The organism is Gordoniibacillus kamchatkensis (genome assembly GCF_000829455.1).
GTDB lineage: Bacteria > Bacillota > Bacilli > Paenibacillales > NBRC-103111 > Gordoniibacillus > Gordoniibacillus kamchatkensis.
The window spans coordinates 57,657-75,327 of record NZ_JXAK01000036.1 but is presented as its reverse complement, the minus strand read 5'-3'; the positions used below and the strand labels follow the sequence as shown (position 1 = coordinate 75,327).

Here is a 17,671-nt window from a genome sequence, read left to right as displayed (position 1 = left end):
CAGTAATCTGCCGATACGTCCACTTCTCCTCCATATGAAGGCGAATAGCTTCTTTCTTCAATTCCTCTGGATACTTTTTAAACTTCTGACCCTTGACTGCAATAAAAATGCACCCCTTAGAAATCATCGGATTAACCTAGGGGTTTTTCCAATGTCTATTCTAAGGGGTGCACTTCACCGTGCCGGGGATGCCTTTTTCATTGGTTCGGACTTTTGCGCGGCACATGATAGCTCCAGAAGTCTTGCGCCAAATGCGTGTCGGGATGCAGCTCCTGCGCTTCGCGCAGCAGCGCGTCCGCGCCTTCCTCCTGATAGCGGGAAGAAATGTGCGTCAGGATGAGCGTGCCTGCGCCCGCTTCGTTCGCTACCCGGGCGGCATCTACGGAGGTGGAATGATCGTAGGCGAGCGCCAGCTCCTGCCGGTTTTGCGCGAACGTAGCCTCATGCACGAGCACGTCGGCGCCATGCGCGAGCCGCAGCGCGCCTTCGCAATACTTCGTATCGCCGAGGATGACGACCGTTCGGCCGCGCACGGGCGTGCCGATGACGTCCCGTCCGTGCACGATCGTCCCGTTTTCCAGCTGCACGCTGCCCCCCTCCTTCAGCTTGCCGTAGAGCGGGCCTTTGGGGATGCCGTAAGCTTGCAGCTTGTCTGTCAGCAGCTTGCCCGGCAAATCGCGCTCCACGATGCGATAGCCGAAACACTCGACGCGGTGCTCAAGCCGGGCCGCCGTCACCGTAAAGCTCTCATCGTCGCAAACTACGCCCTCCTCCTCGAGCTCGACGACAGTGATCGGGTACGCCAGATGCGCGTCGCTGACCCCGAGCGCCGTCTCCACGAACGCTTTCAGCCCGCGCGGCCCGTACAGCGTCAGCGGCGTATCGCCGCCTTGATACGAGCGGCTGGTCAGCACGCCGGGAATGCCGTACAGATGATCGCCGTGCAAGTGCGTGATGAACAGCTTCTCCAGCTTGCCCAGCTTGACGGTCGAATGCAGCGCCTGGTGCTGCGTCCCTTCGCCGCAGTCGAACATCCAGTAAGAGCCCCGTTCGGGCATCAAATTCAGCATAAGGGACGTCACGTTGCGCCGCTTTGACGGCATCCCCGCACCGGTCCCGAGAAAAGTCAGTTCCACTTGCCCGTTCCCCGTTTCCATCTAAAATGTTGCTTGTGTCCATCCATCCTAGTTGATTTGCAGCGCAAAGTCAAACCGGCCCGGCAGCGCCAAAAAAGCCTGAAATTCCGCATTCGCGCCGGAATTTCAGGCCAGGGCCGTTACACTTTCTCGACGTTGAAGTACCGCGCCTCGGGGTGAGCGAACACGATTGCCGATACGGACGCTTCCGGCTCCATCATCGAGCCTTCGGTGAGCTCGACGCCGATGTCCTCCGGTTTCATGAGCGCGAACAGCTTTTGCTGGTCGTCCAGATCCGGACACGCCGGATAGCCGAACGAGAACCGCTGTCCGACATATTTCGCTCCGAACCGCTCCTGCATCGTCATATCGGCGCGGTCGGGGATGCCCCACACGTCGCGCATAATGTGATGAATACGCTCGGCAAACCCTTCTGCCGTTTCGAGCGCCGCCGCCTGCAGCGCGTGCGAGCGCAAGTAGTCGCCCTTCTCGCGCCAGTCCCGCGCCAGCTCGCTGATGCCGCTGCCGGCGGTGACGACGAGGAAACCGATGTAGTCCATCTCACCGCTATCGACAGAACGGATATAGTCGGCCAGGCAGAGGTAAGGCTCCGTCTCCTGCCGCGGGAACGCAAACGTCTGCAGCACGGTCGTGAAATCCGCCGGATCGTACACGAGGACATCATTGCCGCGCGACTGCGCAGGGAAAAAGCGGTACATCGCGTTCGCCTTCATAATGCCATCCTTTTGCGCCGCTTGGAAAATGCCGTCGACCGTATCTTTGAGCTGCATCGCTTTCGGATCTTTGTCCTCGAGCAGCTTGTCGACTTTGCCCTTCAGGCCGAGATGATGGCCGAGCAGCATTTGCATATTCACATACGGCAGGATGTGGCCGATCGGATAATCGCGCAAAATGTGCCGGTCGAGATCCGGCGGCACGCGGACCGGCACGTCGCGCGAAACGTTCGACGTATATACGCGCGTCAGCTTCGGCAGCTCTTCGCTTTTGCCGGCCGTCTGCACGTCGGATTCCTTGCTTTCGCGCAGCTCCTGGATGAGCCGCTGGCGATGCTCCGGGCTGCTCAGCTTATTGGCGATGTCGAGCCCGTCCATAGCGTCCTTCGCGTACAACACGAGCCCTTCGTATTCCGGCGCGATGCGCGTCTTGGTGAATTTGCGCGTCAGCGCGGCGCCCCCGACAAGAATCGGCACGTCGATGCCGGCATTGCGCAAGTCTTGCGCAGTCACGACCATTTGCTGCGCCGATTTCACGAGCAGGCCGGACAGGCCGATCGCGTCGGGCTTCTCTTTGCGGTACGCCTCGATCAGCTGCTCCGGCGGCACTTTGATGCCGAGATTGACGATCTGGTAGCCGTTGTTGGACAGTATAATTTCGACGAGGTTTTTGCCGATATCGTGAACGTCGCCTTTAACGGTGGCGAGCACGATTTTGCCTTTCACGGCGCTCTCCGTTTTCTCCATGTGCGGCTCGAGATGGGCGACCGACGCCTTCATCACTTCGGCGCTCTGCAGCACCTCGGCGACGATCAGCTCGTTGTTGTTGAACAGGCGGCCGACTTCTTCCATCCCTTTCATCAGCGGCCCGTTGATGATTTCGAGCGGCGCGTATTTGGCCAGCGCCTCGTCCAAATCGGCGTACAGCCCTTCCTTTGTCCCCTCGACGACATAAGAAGCAAGCCGCTCCTCAAGCGATAGATTGGAGAGTTTCTCCTTCTTCTCTACCTTCTTCTCCCGATAAAACTCCACAAACCGGGCTAGCGTCTCATCGTTCGTATCGAAAATGAGCGCTTCGGTCAGGCTGCGCTCCTCCTCCGGAATCGAGGCGTAGCGCTGCAGCCGCTGCGTGTTCACGATCGCGTAATCGAGTCCTGCTTTCGTGCAGTGATACAGATAGACAGAGTTGAGCACTTCGCGCCCGGCTGGCGGGAGAGCGAACGAAACGTTGCTAATGCCCATTATCGTATGCGTTTCAGGGAAGGCCGCCTTGATTTTGCGCACGGTTTCGATCGTCTCGCTGGCGGAGCCGAGATATTGGGCGTCGCCGGTGCCGACCGGGAATACCATCGGGTCGAAAATGATGTCTTCCGGCCTAATGCCGTATTTGCCCGTAAGCAGCTCGTAGCCGCGCTTCGCTACTGCGAACCGCTTGTCGCTGGACACGGCCTGGCCTTCCTCGTCGATGCACATGAACACGAGCGCGGCGCCGTATTTGTGGACGAGCGGAACGATTTTCTCGATGCGCTCCTCGCCTTCCTCAAGGTTAACGGAGTTAATAATCGCTTTGCCTTGCGAATATTTCAGCGCCGCTTCGACGGCGGCAGCGTTCGTCGTGTCGATGACGACCGGCGCTTTAATTTTTTTGACGAGCTCTTTCATAAAACTTTCGACGTCGGTGACTTCGTCGCGCTCGGCGTCCTGCAAGCTTACGTCAATAACATGCGCGCCGCCCTTCACTTGCGCCCGGGCGATTTCCGCCGCTTCCTCGTACTTGCCTTCGGCGATCAGCCTTTTGAACTTCGGCGAGCCGAGCACGTTCGTCCGTTCGCCGACCATGTACGGGCGGTTTTCCGACTCGATGTACACCGTTTCGATGCCCGATACCGCAGCCGGGTGGGTGCCGAAATGCGCGCGCGGCTTGTAACGCGACAGCGTTTCGGCCAGCGCGCGGATGTGCGCCGGCGTCGTACCGCAACAGCCGCCGGCGACGTTGAGCCAGCCCTGCTCGGCGAACGCCGCCATCTTCGCGGCCAGCGATTCCGGCGATTCATGGTAATGTCCGTTCTCGTCAGGCAATCCCGCGTTCGGATAACAGCTGACCGCCGTGCCGGCGATGCCCGAGAGCGTCCGGATATGGTCGCGCATAAACTCCGGTCCTGTCGCGCAGTTGAGGCCTACGGAGACCGGGTTCAAGTGTTCGAGCGAGATGTAGAACGATTCGATGTTTTGCCCCGCCAAAGTCGTCCCCATTGGCTCAATCGTGCCGGAGATCATGATCGGCAACGTCTTGCCGGCTTCAGCGAATGCGCGGCGGATGCCGATGGAAGCCGCCTTGACGTTGAGCGTATCCTGCGACGTCTCGACAAGCAGCGCGTCGACGCCTCCCTCGATGAGAGCGAGCGCCTGTTCGTAGTAGCTTTCTTCGAGCTGATCGAACGTGATCCCGCCTGTTACCGAAAGCGTCTTCGTCGTTGGGCCGATAGCGCCTGCAACATAACGCGGCCACTCCGGCGTCGAGTACGCTTCCGCCGCTTCGATGGCCAGCTTCGCCGCCGCAAGATTCAGCTCGCGAGCCCGGTCCTGCAAACCGTATTCGGCAAGCACGACGCTTGTCGCGCCGAACGTATTCGTTTCGACAATGTCCGACCCCGCTTCGAAATAAGCACGGTGTATTTTGGCGATGACGTCAGGGCGTGTAAGAACGAGCATTTCGTTGCAGCCTTCAAGCTCTTCGCCCCCGAAATCTTCAGCGGTCAGCTGCTCCTGCTGAATCATCGTCCCCATAGCGCCGTCGAGAATAAGTATTTTATGTTTCATACGCTCCTGTAGCGTCGGTTTGTTCATCTGTTATCCCCTGCCCCCGTATCCTTGACATATGTATTTTAGTGTAACAGAATCGCGCTATGAAAGGAAGAAAGATATGTCTGTAATTTCGCATCCGATTTGTCGGGATTATTCTGGCTTTATCCATCGACAAACGGCCGCATTTTCACTATAATACCAATATTGACTCATCGACTTTATTAGAAAAGAGGGATTCCCTTGGCAGAAATCCGCATCCGCAACACCGGTGAACGCATTAAAGGCGCAGAGAACGTCAAAGCTTCCTGGATAAGCAGAACGTTCTGTACGAGCAATGGGACATCAACAAGCTTCCTGAGCATCTGCGCGAAAAATTCGTGCTCAGCGACGAAGAGAAAGCGCAAATTCTCGCTACGTTCGACGCCGAAATCCGCGATTTGGCCGCTCGCCGCGGTTACCAGATTTGGGACTTGATCTCGCTCTCCGACGCGACGCCGAACATCGAGGAGCTGCTGAAGAAGTTCGAGCAGGTGCATACGCATACCGAAGATGAAATCCGCGCCATTACGGCAGGCAAAGGCATCTTCATCATTAAAGGCGATCAGGACGCCGGCTATTTTGATGTCGAACTGGAAGCCGGCGACGTCATTTCCGTGCCGGAAAACACGAACCACTTCTTCACGCTGATGGATAACCGCAAAATCGTGGCCGTCCGCCTCTTTATCGAAAAAGACGGCTGGATCGCCCATAACGTCGAGGATCCGGAGTTTGTGAAAGCGTAAATGTATGGCGAAAGCCCGCCTTCCCTGTGTTTACAGCGGAGGCGGGCTTTTCTCATGATGGAGTTTATGAGTTCACGTTTTCGATGACGGGAAGTATGTCTTCCAGCTTGGTCACGCGGTGCTTCGGCACGATCTGATCGCTTCCTTGGGCGCCGTGATGATCGATCCAAATGTTCGCCATGCCGACCGTATTCGAGCCGAGTATGTCCGTCGTCAGCTTGTCCCCGACCATAATTCCGTGCTCCGGCTCAATGCCGAGCAGCTCGAGCGCATGCCGGAAAATCGACGTTGCCGGCTTGCCTTCGCCGAAGCTGCCGGAAATGACGATATGATCGAAATAACCCGCCAGCTCCGGCACCCCCGCCAGCTTCTCCTGCTGCAGATCGGGAGCGCCGTTCGTCAGCAGCAACAGCTTATATTTGCCGCGCAGCTGCTCCAACACGCGGAATGTAGCGTCATATACAAGCGGTCGCGCCCGCCGTTCCTGCGGAAAACGTTCGCCCAGCTCGCGGCCTAGCGCCGGGTCATCGACGCCGAGCCGCCGCAAGCCTCTCGTCCACGCCTCTGTCCGATACCCTGGCGCCAGCTCCTGCAGCTTGCGGAACATCGGATGTTCGCCGCCGGTGAAATGCGCCCACAGCGCTTCGAACGGGTTAATGCCGATCATTTTCGTAAACGGAAACGTCTCGAAGCTCTCGTACAGGCTCCGCGCTTCTTCTCTTACCGCCGCCTCCAGCTGCGCCGGATCGATCCCGCTGCGCTGCTCCGCCACTCGGCATGTCGCTTCGAACGCTTCCTTTACACTCCGCTCGTCCCATAGCAGCGTATCGTCCAAATCAAACAATACTGCCTGTAGCTTCATGTCAGTTCCCCTTCTTCGTCGCATCCTCTTCGTCTGTGAATTTAATTGCATCCAGCTGCTGCCGCAAGTTCGACTTGAACGCCTGAATATATCGGCTACGAAGCTCGTTGCGCTCGTCGATCTCAGCGTCGGTAAGCCCGACTTCCTTCGCCTTGCGCGCAAGCTCGTTAATGCGTCGTATCGTCAGCTCCACATCCATGCTTCCTGCCCTCCCGAAGATGTTATGCTTCTTACTTTGACACCGGGGGGCAGGAAAGTCAAGACGCGAATTGCGCTGTGCTGTGCGGGTTTCAATCCACGCTCCGAACAAGGAGCGATACAAGCTCTGCGCTGTGCGCCAATCGCAGAAACATCCGTTTGGTGGGGACTTCTTATCCCTGGGACGGTTATAACGTTATTGATTACGGCAGGAGCAGACGTTGGCCAACGTGCAGCGCAGTGCCGTTCAAGTGATTCAGACGCTTCAGCTGATCTTGATAGGAACGAACGTTCGCCCCTTTCGGTGCGTGCGCCTGAGCGATGCTCCACAGCGTGTCCCCTTGCTCGACGACAATTGTCGTTACGGTTGCGGCTGCGACGGAAGGCTTCGTGACGGAAAGCTCCGTCACCTTAACGGACGGGCTTGCATTCACTTGCATCATGGCGCCTGCCGAAAAGGCGATGAGGATGACGGCGAACATGAGCGCAAAGCGGGTTGTGAAGCGGCGAAGCGAAGCTTTCGGTGTATGTAAGTGTTTGTTCATATGAGAGACAGTGGATGTTTGATGCATGGAATAATACATAAAGGGCATCCTCCAAACGTTTGTTCGTTTATTTGCTAGCACTACGATAACACGAACAAATGTTTGAGTCAACCATTTTCTCGAACTTATGTTTGTACGAACTCGAGTTCTGTGTTATACTTCAAATTATCATTACGATAACGGAGGTTTCGATGTGAGCAAGATTTCCCATCGGCAGCAGGCCATTCTTGAGTTTATTAAAAACGAAGTGAAGGACAAGGGCTATCCTCCGTCCGTACGGGAGATCGGCGAAGCTGTCGGACTCGCTTCCAGTTCGACCGTTCACGGCCATTTGGAGCGTTTGGAGAAGAAGGGGCTCATTCGCCGCGACCCGACGAAGCCGAGAGCGATCGAGATTTTGGGCCAGGAAGACGGCAGCGCGAACTTCGCGCTCGGCATCGCCCGCGTCCCGCTCGTCGGCAAAGTTACAGCCGGCGTGCCGATACTGGCTACGGAAAATATCGAGGACTACTTCCCGCTGCCCAATCATTACGTGGGCGATTATAACGTGTTCATGCTGACGATTGTCGGCGACAGCATGATCGAAGCCGGCATCCATGACGGTGATTACGTTGTCGTGCGGCAGCAGCAGACGGCGAACAACGGCGACATCGTCGTCGCCATGACGGAAGAAGACGAAGCGACGGTCAAGCGCTTCTTCAAGGAACGCGACCATATCCGCCTGCAGCCTGAGAACCCTTCGATGCAGCCGCTTCGACTCAACCATGTCAAAATTCTCGGCAAAGTAATCGGATTGTATCGGGAAATTTTATAAGCTCTGCTTCAATAAAATGGGGCTGATCCAAGCCGAAAACTTGGACCAGCCCCTATTTTCCTATTCCGATCTTTGCATTTTTATCGACACGTAACAACCAATCTTTGTCCGGGTCTAAGATGCACGAATCTGCCTGTTCTGAATGATTCGCAGCCGACAACGATTACTTTCGGTACGGCGTTGCACGTTACAACTAAAAACTGGCCAGGCCTGAGAGCGATTCGGCGAGTGACCAAAGGTACCCCGCAAACCAGCGCGATAGACTGGCCTCGGCGCAACGTAATAATTCGATTGTTCTTGAAATTGGCAACACTTCTCATCGACATATCCTCCCTTCATTTACTCCATCAAATGAGGGAAGGAGAACTAAGGTGTCGGCTCTTGCCTTGCCGGCCCCATTTACTTCCACACTCAGCTTTTGCAATAAACGATGCGCCAAAACCCGTGTGGCCGATCGACCGTTTGAATTTGGCTTAAAAATAGTTTGGGGGCGTTTCAGGGCAATATCGATTGCCCCCCAAACGCCCCCAAAACTCAATCTCCCAAAATCCCTACAACATCGTTAATACAAAGTCATATACTGATCGCGTTCCCATTGGTGCACTTGCGTCCGGTACATATCCCATTCGATCTCTTTCAGCTCGTAGAAGTGCGCCAGCGCATGCTCGCCGAGCGCGTCGCAGATCACTTCGTCGCGCAGCAGCTCGTCGAGGGCGTTTTTCAGATCGAGCGGCAGGCTCGGGATCCCCTGCTCCTCGCGCTCTTCGTCCGTCATGACATAGATGTTGCGGTCGGTCGGCGGCGGCAGCTGCATTTTGTTGCGGATGCCGTCGAGGCCTGCCGCCAGCATAACGGCAAGGGCCAAATACGGGTTCGCCGCCGGGTCGGGATTGCGCACTTCCACGCGCGTCGACAAGCCGCGGGAAGCCGGAATGCGGATCATCGGGCTGCGGTTGCTCGCCGACCAGGCAACGTAGCAAGGCGCTTCATAGCCGGGAACGAGGCGCTTGTACGAGTTTACCGTCGGGTTCGTGATCGCCGCCATGCCGCGGGCGTGACGAAGCACGCCGGCCATGTATTGGCGGGCTACGGCACTAAGGCCGAGCTTGTCGGATTCGTCGTAGAACGCGTTTTGGCCGTCGCCATGGAACAACGATTGGTGGCAGTGCATGCCCGACCCGTTCATCCCGAACAGCGGCTTCGGCATAAACGTCGCATGCAGGCCGTGCTGGCGCGCGATCGTCTTGACGACGAGCTTGAACGTTTGAATTTGATCGGCCGCCGTAATCGCGTTTTCATATTTGAAATCGATCTCGTGCTGGCCAGGCGCCACTTCGTGGTGCGACGCCTCGATCTCGAACCCCATCTCCTCGAGCGTCAGCACGATATCGCGGCGGCAGTTCTCGCCGAGGTCGGTCGGCGCCAAGTCGAAGTAACCGCCCTGGTCGTTCAGCTCGCTCGTCGGATTGCCTTTCTCGTCCGTCTTGAACAGGAAAAACTCCGGCTCGGGACCAACGTTGAACGAGGAAAAACCCATTTCTTCCGCTTCGGCGAGCACCCGCTTCAAAATGGCGCGCGGGTCGCCCGCGAACGGGGTGCCGTCCGGCATATAAATGTCGCAGATGAGCCGGGCGACTTTGTTGTTGCCTGTCGTCCAAGGAAAAACAACCCAAGTGGAAAGGTCGGGATATAAGTACATGTCGGACTCCTCGATGCGGACGTAACCTTCGATCGACGAGCCGTCGAACATCATTTTGTTGTCGAGCGCTTTTTCCAGCTGGCTGACCGGGATTTCCACATTCTTGATCGTGCCGAGCAGATCTGTGAATTGCAGGCGGATGAACCGGACGTTCTCCGCGCGGGCGATGCCGAGAATGTCTTCTTTCGTAAAATTGCGATGTACCACTGGACATGCTCCTCTCTTCTCGCGAATCGTTATTTAGGTAGAATCGGGACAATTCGCCCTGAATGAGCGACACTTGGCCGGGGCGCTTGCCGCCCAGCAGCTGCTGCTTGAGCATTTTATGCAGCTGCGAATCGGTCAATTCTTTGCGCTTCGACTCGCTTTGCTCGTTCAGGACGGTCGCTTCCTCCGAATCTTTCGATACAGGGAGCAGCACCTGCTTGATGCCGGCTATGTTGACGCCCTTCTCGATCAAGTCTTTAATCTCAAGCAGGCGTTCCACGTCGTTGAACGAATAAAGCCGTTGGTTGCCGGAGGTGCGGGCCGGGATGACCAGACCGTGCTGCTCGTAATAGCGAATTTGACGCGCGGTCAAATCGGTCAGCTTCATCACGATGCCGATCGGGAACAGTGCCATATTGCGGCGAATTTCGTCGCTCACTTGCATCACTCCTGTTCACATTATGCCTGATGCTATTGTAACTCACCGGACATAATTGCGTCAAGAACGTGTTAGGTTAGTTCACAGATAGCTACAGCAACTTTCGTTCCTTCATGTTTTGAAGCGCTGTCAGTACGCCCAACTTACAATGGGAGTAAGTTAACCCGCCTTGAACATAGGCAATGTACGGCTCCCGAATCGGCGCGTCTGCCGAAAGCTCCAGCTCCCGCCTTGAATGAACGTTCCGGCAGCCATAATGACGGGATGTTCGTAACCGGGCATGTCCCAAGGTTCGGGCACGACGTGCGCGTCGACGGCGGACGCCATCTGGATGCCCTGTACGAAAGCGATCAGATGCTCGGCGCTGCGGAAGCGGATCGCCTGAATGAGATCGGTGCGCTCTCCGTCCCAACGCGGATGCGTCTCAAAGCCGAGCAGTTCGAACATCGCCGCGGCGAACACGGAACCTTTGAGCGCTTGTCCGACGAGATGAGGCGCCAGAAACAGCCCCTGGAACATCGCCCGTGTCGCGCCGAGCATGGCCCCGACTTCGCCGCCGATACCCGGCGCGGTAAGCCGGTATGCGGCAAGCTCGACAAGGTCGCGGCGGCCGGCGATGTAGCCTCCGGACGGCGCGATTCCGCCGCCCGGATTTTTGATCAAAGAGCCTGCAATCAGATCGGCTCCAACTTGCGGCGGTTCCAGCCGCTCCGTAAATTCTCCGTAGCAGTTGTCGACGAAAGTGACGACGTTCGCCGACAGCTCCTTGACAAAACGGACCATCTCGCCGATTTGGGCGACGGTGAACGATGGCCGCCAGTCGTAGCCGCGCGACCGCTGAATGCCGACCATCCGCGTATTCGGCGTCCATGCCGCACGGATGCCGTCCCAGTCGATACCTCCGTCCGGCAGCAGTTCAACTTCCTCATACTCGACGCCGAAATCGCGCAGCGACCCGGTATCCTGCGTTCCGGGCTTGCCGAGAATGTTGTGCAGCGTATCGTACGGACGCCCCGTAATGTACAGCAGCCGGTCTCCCGGGCGCAGCACGCCGAACAAAGCCGTGCCGATCGTGTGCGTGCCGGAGACAAAATGCGGCCGCACGAGCGCCGCCTCCGCCCCGAAAGCGTCCGCATACACAAGATCGAGCGTTTCCCGGCCGCGGTCGTTGTAGCCGTAGCCGGTCGAGGCGGCGAAATGGTAGTCGCTGACGCGATGTTTTTGAAACGCGCGGATCACTTTCCATTGGTTGCTGTCGACCGTTTTATCGATTTTGTCCAGCGCCGGTACGATGCGCCGTTCGGCCTCGTCCGCCCAGACCATAATTTGCCTGTCAAACTCCAGTTCCATATAGGTGTCAGTTCTCTCCCCGCTGCCTCTCGCCCGCCGCCGACTCGTCATAAGCGGCAAGCAAATAACCCATTTTGGCGTAATCGTCTTTGTTGACCCGAACTTCAAACCGCATATCGCCGCCGTCGACTTCGCCCTCCAGCACGTCGCCGATCCGGTACACGAGCGAGATGACGTCTCCTTTGCCCACCGGTACGCGGAACGTCTTGCGGTCGCCGAGCAGCTTCTCTTGGATGCTGTGGCGCAGCCGCTCCAAGTCCGCGTCGGAATAAGCGGTAATGCGGATATAATCCCCATCCGCGACAAGCAGCTCTTCCTGCTCCGCCGGCGGCAGCAAATCCATCTTGTTGAACACGGTGAGCCGTTCTTTGCCGCCGGCGCCGAGCTCCTCCAGCACCTCGTCGACGACGCGCATTTGTTCGGAGCGCATTTCCGCGGAGCTGTCCACGACGTGCAAAATCAGATCTGCCTCGTTCGCTTCCTCCAGCGTGGCGCGAAACGCCGCGATCAGATCGTGCGGCAAATTTTGAATGAAGCCGACCGTGTCGGTCAGCACGATCTCTTTGCCGCTCGGCAGCGACATCGTCCGCGATGTCGGGTCGAGCGTGGCGAACAGCTGGTTTTCCACGTACACGTCGGCATTCGTCAGCCGTTTCAGCAGCGTCGATTTGCCGGCGTTCGTATAGCCGACCAGCGCTACCTGGAATACCCCGCTTTTGCGCCGCCGTTCCCGATGCAGCTCGCGGTGCCGGACCACTTCGCTCAGCTGCGCCTTCAAATCGCTGATCCGGTTCCGGATATGCCGGCGATCTGTTTCCAGCTTCGTTTCGCCGGGACCGCGCGTGCCGATGCCGCCGCCGAGCCGGGACAAGTTTTTGCCGTGCCCGGAAAGCCGCGGCAGCAAGTAGCTGAGCTGCGCGAGCTCGACCTGGATAATGCCTTCCCGCGTGTTGGCGCGCTGGGCGAAAATGTCGAGAATGAGCTGCGTCCGGTCGATGATTTTGACATCGAGCGCCGCCTCCAGGTTGCGCACCTGCGCCCCCGACAGCTCCTGATCGAAAATCGCCGTGTTCGCTTCAAGCTGTTCGATCCGTTGCTTCAGCTCTTCCACTTTGCCTTTGCCGATAAAGGATCGGGCATCGGGCGTCTCCCGGTGCTGAGTCATTGTCTCCAGCACCTGTACCCCGGCCGTCTCCGCCAGACGGACGAGTTCCTGCAGCGAATATGCGGCCATCGCCTCGCTCCGTTTCTGTACGGACGTCACGAGGCTGACCAGAACGGCGCGATCGTTCGCGCTCCTTGCGTCGTATGCAGCGTCATCTATCGATTCTCCTTGCCAAAGCCGATCGTGCGCTTTGACCACAGTCGTTAGTTTATCATATCACGAAACGGGAGGTAAGCGACAAATCCGTTATAAACGAACAAAACCGGCGGTGTATGCCCCGCCGGTTCATGCGCTTGTGAAACGTTATCCGAACGATTTGATCCGCTCGCCGAGCGGCTTGAACTCTTTGTCCCCGGGCTGCGCCGTCGGCTTGCCGAACGGCATTTGCGCAACAAGCTGCCAAGCCTCGGGCAGCCCCCACGCTTCCTTCACTTTCTCGTCGATGAGCGGGTTGTAGTGCTGCAGGCTCGCTCCCAGCCCTTCGGTTTCCAGCGCCGTCCATATCGCGAATTGCAGCATGCCGCTCGACTGCTGCGACCAGACCGGGAAACGGTCCTGGTAAGTGGGAAACGCGGCCTGAAGCCCTTCCACCACAGTCTGATCCTCGAAAACAGCACGGTGCCGTGTCCGCTCTTGAAGCCGTTCATCTTCTGTGCGGTCGATTCAAACTGTTCCGCCGGAACGATCGCCCGCAGGACGTCGGTCGTGATATCCCACAGCCGGTCGTGTTCCGCGCCGAACAGGACGACGATACGGGCGCTTTGCGAATTGAACGCAGACGGAACGTATTTGACGGCGTGCTCGACAAGTTCCATAATCCGCTGTTTGGATGCCGGCGATTCCTTGCTGATTGCATAAAACGTGCGTCTGTCGCGCACTGCGGTCAAAAACTCTTTCCCTGTTGCCGTTGCTTCGTTTGCCATCGTGATAGCTACCTCCGTAAATGATTATTCCTTACTGGAGGTAGTATGAGCATCTGTTCCCCGTTCATTCTTCGCAGGCGGACATCGGTCGCCGCCCGTCATTTCAGCTTCAGATCTTCCGGCCGAATCGCCATCAGCTCCTGCTTCGACGGCGCGGAAGTGTACTGGCTCAGCAGCCGCACCGCCTGGTGCCGCATCGATTTCTCCAGCACGTTTCGCACGTATCTGGCATTGCTGAACGATCTCCAGCTGGCCGCCTTTTCCTCGGCTAGATGCTGCTTCAGCTTGCTGACGGCGCTCGGCAGCAGCACGTATTCCCGCTCCTTGGCCATATGCTCCGTAATTTGGATGAGCTGATCGATGCTGTAATCTTCGAAATCGACTTGAATCGGAAAGCGCGACGGCAAGCCGGGGTTGGTCGCCAGGAACTGCTCCATCTCGTCCGGATAACCGGCCAAAATAAGAATGAATTCGTTCTTCTTGTCTTCCATCCCTTTCACTAGGCAGTCGATCGCTTCTTTGCCGAAATCTTTGTCGCCGCCGCGGGCCAAGCTGTACGCTTCGTCGATGAACAAAATGCCGCCCATCGCCTTCTTCATCAGCTCGCGCGTCTTGAGCGCCGTATGGCCGATATACTCCCCGACGAGGTCGGCCCGCTCCACTTCGATAAAATGTCCCTTGCTCAGCACGCCCATCGCATGAAACATTCGGCCCATCAGCCGGGCTACCGTCGTTTTTCCGGTGCCGGGGCTGCCTTTAAAAATCATGTGGTACACGTGCGAATTGTGGACAAGACCCGCATCCGCGCGAAACCGGGAAATTTGCAGCAGGGCGTATATTTCGTGCACCAGCTCCTTGACGTTGTCGAGCCCGATCATTTGCTCCAGCTCTTTAAAAATATCCGATAAAGGACCTTCGGAAGGCGTCCTTTTCGCGGCAGGCTGAATTTCCGCTTCGGCCAAAGGCGCCGCCGGCGGCTCCGGCCCGCGCAGCACGATGTTGATTTGTCTGGACGGCACGCTCCGGCCGCTCATGAGGACTCACCTCGCAGGCTTCAAAATGAACAATGCGGACGCTAGTAACTCCCCATTAATCCATCCTACGTGGCGAAAAACGGAATTATGTTTTCGGCGGCGGGTCGCCGCCATTCCTTCAGGTTGAGAAAATAAAAAACCAACCCCCTAGGGTTGGTTGATATTCCCGCCTTTTCCGCTTGACCCTCTGCCTACCCCCGCGGCCGCGCGACCAGCGCCGCCAAAAACGAGAAAATGATCGCTGCCGAAACGCCCGCGCTTGTTACTTCGAAAATGCCGGTAATGATGCCGATCCACCCGTCCTTGTGTAGCTCCTGCAGCGCTCCGTGCGTGAGCGAGTTGCCGAAGCTGGTGATCGGCACGGTCGCGCCCGCGCCGGCGAATTCGACGAACCGGTCGTACAAGCTTTTGCCGCCCCACCATATGCCGTCCGCTATCGCCCCAAGCACGACGAGCGTGCTCATCGTGTGCGCCGGCGTCAGCTTGCCGACGTCGATGAGCAGCTGTCCCAGTACGCATATGGCTCCGCCGATGATGAACGCCCAAACGAAATCCATTACGATGCACTCCCCTTGTTTTCAATGGCTACGGCGTGCGCGATGCCGGGGATGCTTTCCCCTTGCTGGAACGTCAGCGGAGACAGCAGCGCTCCGGTGGCGACGACCAAAATGCGGTTCAGCTCGCCCTTGCGCATCTTCTTCAGCAAATGTCCGTAGGCGACGGTAGCCGAACAGGCGCAGCCGCTTCCTCCGGCGCCTGCGAACGTCTGCTTCTTCCGGTCGTAAATCATCAGTCCGCAGTCGTCATACTTGGTCTCATGAATCGGAAACTTATGCTTCTCGAACAAGTCGCAAGCGATGTCGTAGCCTACTTGGGCGAGATCGCCCGTCACGATTAAATCGTAATGCTTCGGTTCAAGGCCGAAATCGCGAAAATGCGCCTGTATCGTGTCGACGGCCGCCGGCGCCATCGCCGCTCCCATGTTGAACGGGTCCTTGATGCCCATGTCGATAACCCGGCCGATCGTAGCCCGCGTCACGACAGGCCCGTCCCCTTCCGGCGCGACGACGGCAACGCCGGCGCCGGTTACGGTATATTGCGCTGTCGGCGGCTTTTGCGAACCGTATTCGGTCGGATAACGGAATTGCTTTTCCGCCGAGCTGTTGTGGCTGCAAGTGCCAGCCATCGCGTAGCGGGCGGATCCGGAATCAACGATAAGGGATGCGAGCGCAAGGCTTTCCATCGACGTCGAGCAGGCCCCGAATACGCCCAAGTAAGGAATGGCGAGCGACCGCGCGGCAAAGCTGCTGCTGACGATCTGGTTCATCAAATCGCCGCCGACGTAAAATTGCACCTGCTCCTTCGTAATCCCCGCATTTTCGGTCGCAATTTTGGCCGCTTCCTCGAGCAGCTTTTTTTCCGCTTGCTCCCAGCTTTTTTGCTCCATCAGCGTGTCGCCGTGGGTAATATCAAAATCGTTCGCAAGAGGCCCCTGCGCCTCTTCCGGACCGACAACCGTCGCTGCCGCGACGATCACCGGACGATTGCGGAACGCCCAGCTCTGATGTCCTTGCAGCATATGCCCATTACCCCCCGAGACCTAAAATCCAATGGATGATGCCGACGACAAAAGCCGCCGTGACGCCGTACACGATGACGGAGCCGGCCAGTTTGAACATATTCCCGCCGACGCCGAGCACAAGCCCTTCGCTGCGATGCTCCAGCGCCGCCGAACAGAGCGAGTTGGCGAAGCCGGTAACGGGTACGGCCGTGCCGCCGCCCGCCCATTGCGCGATTTTGTCGTATACCCCGAAGCAGGTCAGGACGACCGAGATAAAAATCAGGACGGCTACGGTCGGATTGCCCGCCGTTTTTTCGGAGAAGCCGAAATACGTCTGGAACAGCTTCATCAGCGCTTCGCCAAGCAAGCATATGATGCCTCCGGCGATAAACGCACGCAAGCAGTTGCGCGCGACCGGGCGCGGCGGCTCGTTCGATTTGGCCAAGTTTTGGTATTCCTGCTGAGTGAAAGTCGTTGTTTTCAGCTTGCTTTTGCTTTTTCCTGCAACGCTCACGGCGGCAGCTCCCTTCTTAACGTTTTAACAGCGGCGTCAGCTGCGAAATAAGGTTTTCCATTCGCTCCGCGCACTGGCCATACATCGCTTTGGCTTCAGCCCGCTTCGTATCGAGTGCGAACATTTCCAAATCCGCCGCGCATTTTTTCAGCGTCGCCAGGAGCGCCGCTCTGGTCGACGGCTGCGGAACTTTCAGCTGGTCGTCGTACAGATCGACATACAGCTGCCCGAAGGAGTCGACCTGGCCCCAAAACACGTTTTCCAGCGGAATCCCCATCTTCTCGAGCTCCGTGTTCAGCCATTTCCGGTTCAAACCGATAGTCGCGAGCGGCTCGTCCAAAATGTTGGCGTCCATAATCACCGTTTGCGGCTCCTGCTCGGGCGCAACTTTAATGCCGAGATGGGCGGGCGTCAGCGGCTGGTTCTCTTTTTTCGGCAAGACGCTTAAATCCCCGCTCGCCTCCAGCACGGCAAATTCAACGTCCGCGACGCGGAATATGTTCTTGGTGCGCAGCTGCTCCAGCAGCTCATCCGCGGTATAACGCTCTCGTTTCAAGTTGTCTTCGAGAATTTTGCCCTCCTTGATCACGATAGTGCCCTTCCCCTCGAACCATTGGCGCAGCGTCTTGCTTTTCAAAGTGAGCCATTCCCCGACGTAAGGATGAGGAACCAGATGAGGATGGCGATCACTCCGTACACGTAGGTGCCTTCGATGTCGGTCGACATGAAGCCGGCGATCTCGCCGAGGGTAATGCCCATGACGTATTCGAAAAAAGTGAGCTGCGATATTTGCTTTTTCCCCAAAATTCGCGTCAGGACAAAAAGCAGCACGAGCGCCCCTAAAGAGCGAAACACGATAAACGTCCAGCCTGGCAATTGCATCCTTCCTTTCGTAGTTGTCCG

At 57.5% G+C, this 17,671-nt stretch carries 12 protein-coding genes and 5 pseudogenes; 2 read left to right on the top strand and 15 right to left on the bottom strand.

Features of this window, described 5'->3' with window-relative positions; translation table 11 throughout:
• Positions 1-197 precede the first annotated feature (197 nt).
• Positions 198-1,136 (bottom strand): ribonuclease Z, encoded by a 939-nt coding sequence (gene rnz / locus SD70_RS19815; protein ID WP_041049255.1) that lies wholly within the window; start codon positions 1,134-1,136, stop codon positions 198-200.
• A gap of 140 nt (positions 1,137-1,276) precedes the next feature.
• Complete coding sequence (gene metH, locus SD70_RS19810; RefSeq protein ID WP_041049238.1) at positions 1,277-4,717, bottom strand: methionine synthase; 3,441 nt, start codon at positions 4,715-4,717, stop codon at positions 1,277-1,279.
• A gap of 198 nt (positions 4,718-4,915) precedes the next feature.
• Between metH and SD70_RS19805 the strand changes: the two are divergent.
• Positions 4,916-5,457: pseudogene (locus tag SD70_RS19805) on the top strand (1,2-dihydroxy-3-keto-5-methylthiopentene dioxygenase).
• A 64-nt stretch (positions 5,458-5,521) separates the two neighbouring features.
• Here the strand turns inward: SD70_RS19805 and SD70_RS19800 are convergent.
• The 3 genes from SD70_RS19800 to SD70_RS38310 form a co-directional block, all read right to left on the bottom strand.
• Positions 5,522-6,319 carry an HAD family hydrolase gene (locus tag SD70_RS19800; RefSeq protein ID WP_041049237.1) on the bottom strand — a complete coding sequence of 266 codons (798 nt, stop codon included), beginning with the start codon at positions 6,317-6,319 and terminating at the stop codon, positions 5,522-5,524.
• 1 nt (position 6,320) lies between these two features.
• The gene (locus tag SD70_RS19795; protein WP_041049236.1) at positions 6,321-6,518 is read right to left on the bottom strand and encodes a DUF896 domain-containing protein; all 198 of its coding nucleotides are present in this window, start codon (positions 6,516-6,518) and stop codon (positions 6,321-6,323) included.
• A 202-nt stretch (positions 6,519-6,720) separates the two neighbouring features.
• Positions 6,721-7,101 carry a LysM peptidoglycan-binding domain-containing protein gene (locus SD70_RS38310; protein ID WP_041049235.1) on the bottom strand — a complete coding sequence of 127 codons (381 nt, stop codon included), beginning with the start codon at positions 7,099-7,101 and terminating at the stop codon, positions 6,721-6,723.
• A gap of 154 nt (positions 7,102-7,255) precedes the next feature.
• On the opposite strand from SD70_RS38310, the gene lexA reads away from it, so the two are divergent.
• The gene (lexA, locus tag SD70_RS19785) at positions 7,256-7,876 is read left to right on the top strand and encodes a transcriptional repressor LexA (RefSeq protein WP_041049234.1); all 621 of its coding nucleotides are present in this window, start codon (positions 7,256-7,258) and stop codon (positions 7,874-7,876) included.
• 562 nt (positions 7,877-8,438) lie between these two features.
• On the opposite strand, the gene glnA is transcribed toward lexA, so the two are convergent.
• The 10 genes and pseudogenes from glnA to SD70_RS19735 form a co-directional block, all read right to left on the bottom strand.
• Complete coding sequence (gene glnA / locus SD70_RS19780; protein ID WP_041049233.1) at positions 8,439-9,782, bottom strand: type I glutamate--ammonia ligase; 1,344 nt, start codon at positions 9,780-9,782, stop codon at positions 8,439-8,441.
• A 37-nt stretch (positions 9,783-9,819) separates the two neighbouring features.
• A pseudogene (locus SD70_RS35060) lies at positions 9,820-10,221 on the bottom strand (MerR family transcriptional regulator); the annotation flags it as partial.
• Between the two features lie 91 nt (positions 10,222-10,312).
• Positions 10,313-11,544 (bottom strand): annotated as a pseudogene (locus SD70_RS19770) (methionine gamma-lyase family protein).
• A gap of 34 nt (positions 11,545-11,578) precedes the next feature.
• Positions 11,579-12,895: a GTPase HflX gene (gene hflX / locus SD70_RS19765; RefSeq protein ID WP_041049254.1), complete on the bottom strand. Its 1,317-nt coding sequence runs from the start codon at positions 12,893-12,895 to the stop codon at positions 11,579-11,581.
• A 144-nt stretch (positions 12,896-13,039) separates the two neighbouring features.
• A pseudogene (locus SD70_RS19760) lies at positions 13,040-13,659 on the bottom strand (nitroreductase family protein).
• A gap of 98 nt (positions 13,660-13,757) precedes the next feature.
• Complete coding sequence (locus SD70_RS19755; RefSeq protein ID WP_041049231.1) at positions 13,758-14,693, bottom strand: AAA family ATPase; 936 nt, start codon at positions 14,691-14,693, stop codon at positions 13,758-13,760.
• Between the two features lie 191 nt (positions 14,694-14,884).
• Positions 14,885-15,250 (bottom strand): stage V sporulation protein AE, encoded by a 366-nt coding sequence (spoVAE, locus tag SD70_RS19750; protein WP_041049230.1) that lies wholly within the window; start codon positions 15,248-15,250, stop codon positions 14,885-14,887.
• Positions 15,250-16,272, bottom strand: coding sequence for a stage V sporulation protein AD (gene spoVAD / locus SD70_RS19745; RefSeq protein ID WP_041049229.1), 1,023 nt, complete (start codon positions 16,270-16,272; stop codon positions 15,250-15,252). The genes spoVAE and spoVAD overlap by 1 nt, the downstream gene beginning before the upstream one ends.
• 7 nt (positions 16,273-16,279) lie before the next feature.
• Positions 16,280-16,768, bottom strand: a complete 489-nt coding sequence (spoVAC, locus tag SD70_RS19740) for a stage V sporulation protein AC (protein WP_197081088.1) — start codon at positions 16,766-16,768, stop codon at positions 16,280-16,282.
• Between the two features lie 16 nt (positions 16,769-16,784).
• Positions 16,785-17,644 (bottom strand): annotated as a pseudogene (locus tag SD70_RS19735) (DUF421 domain-containing protein).
• Between the last annotated feature and the right edge of the window lie 27 nt (positions 17,645-17,671).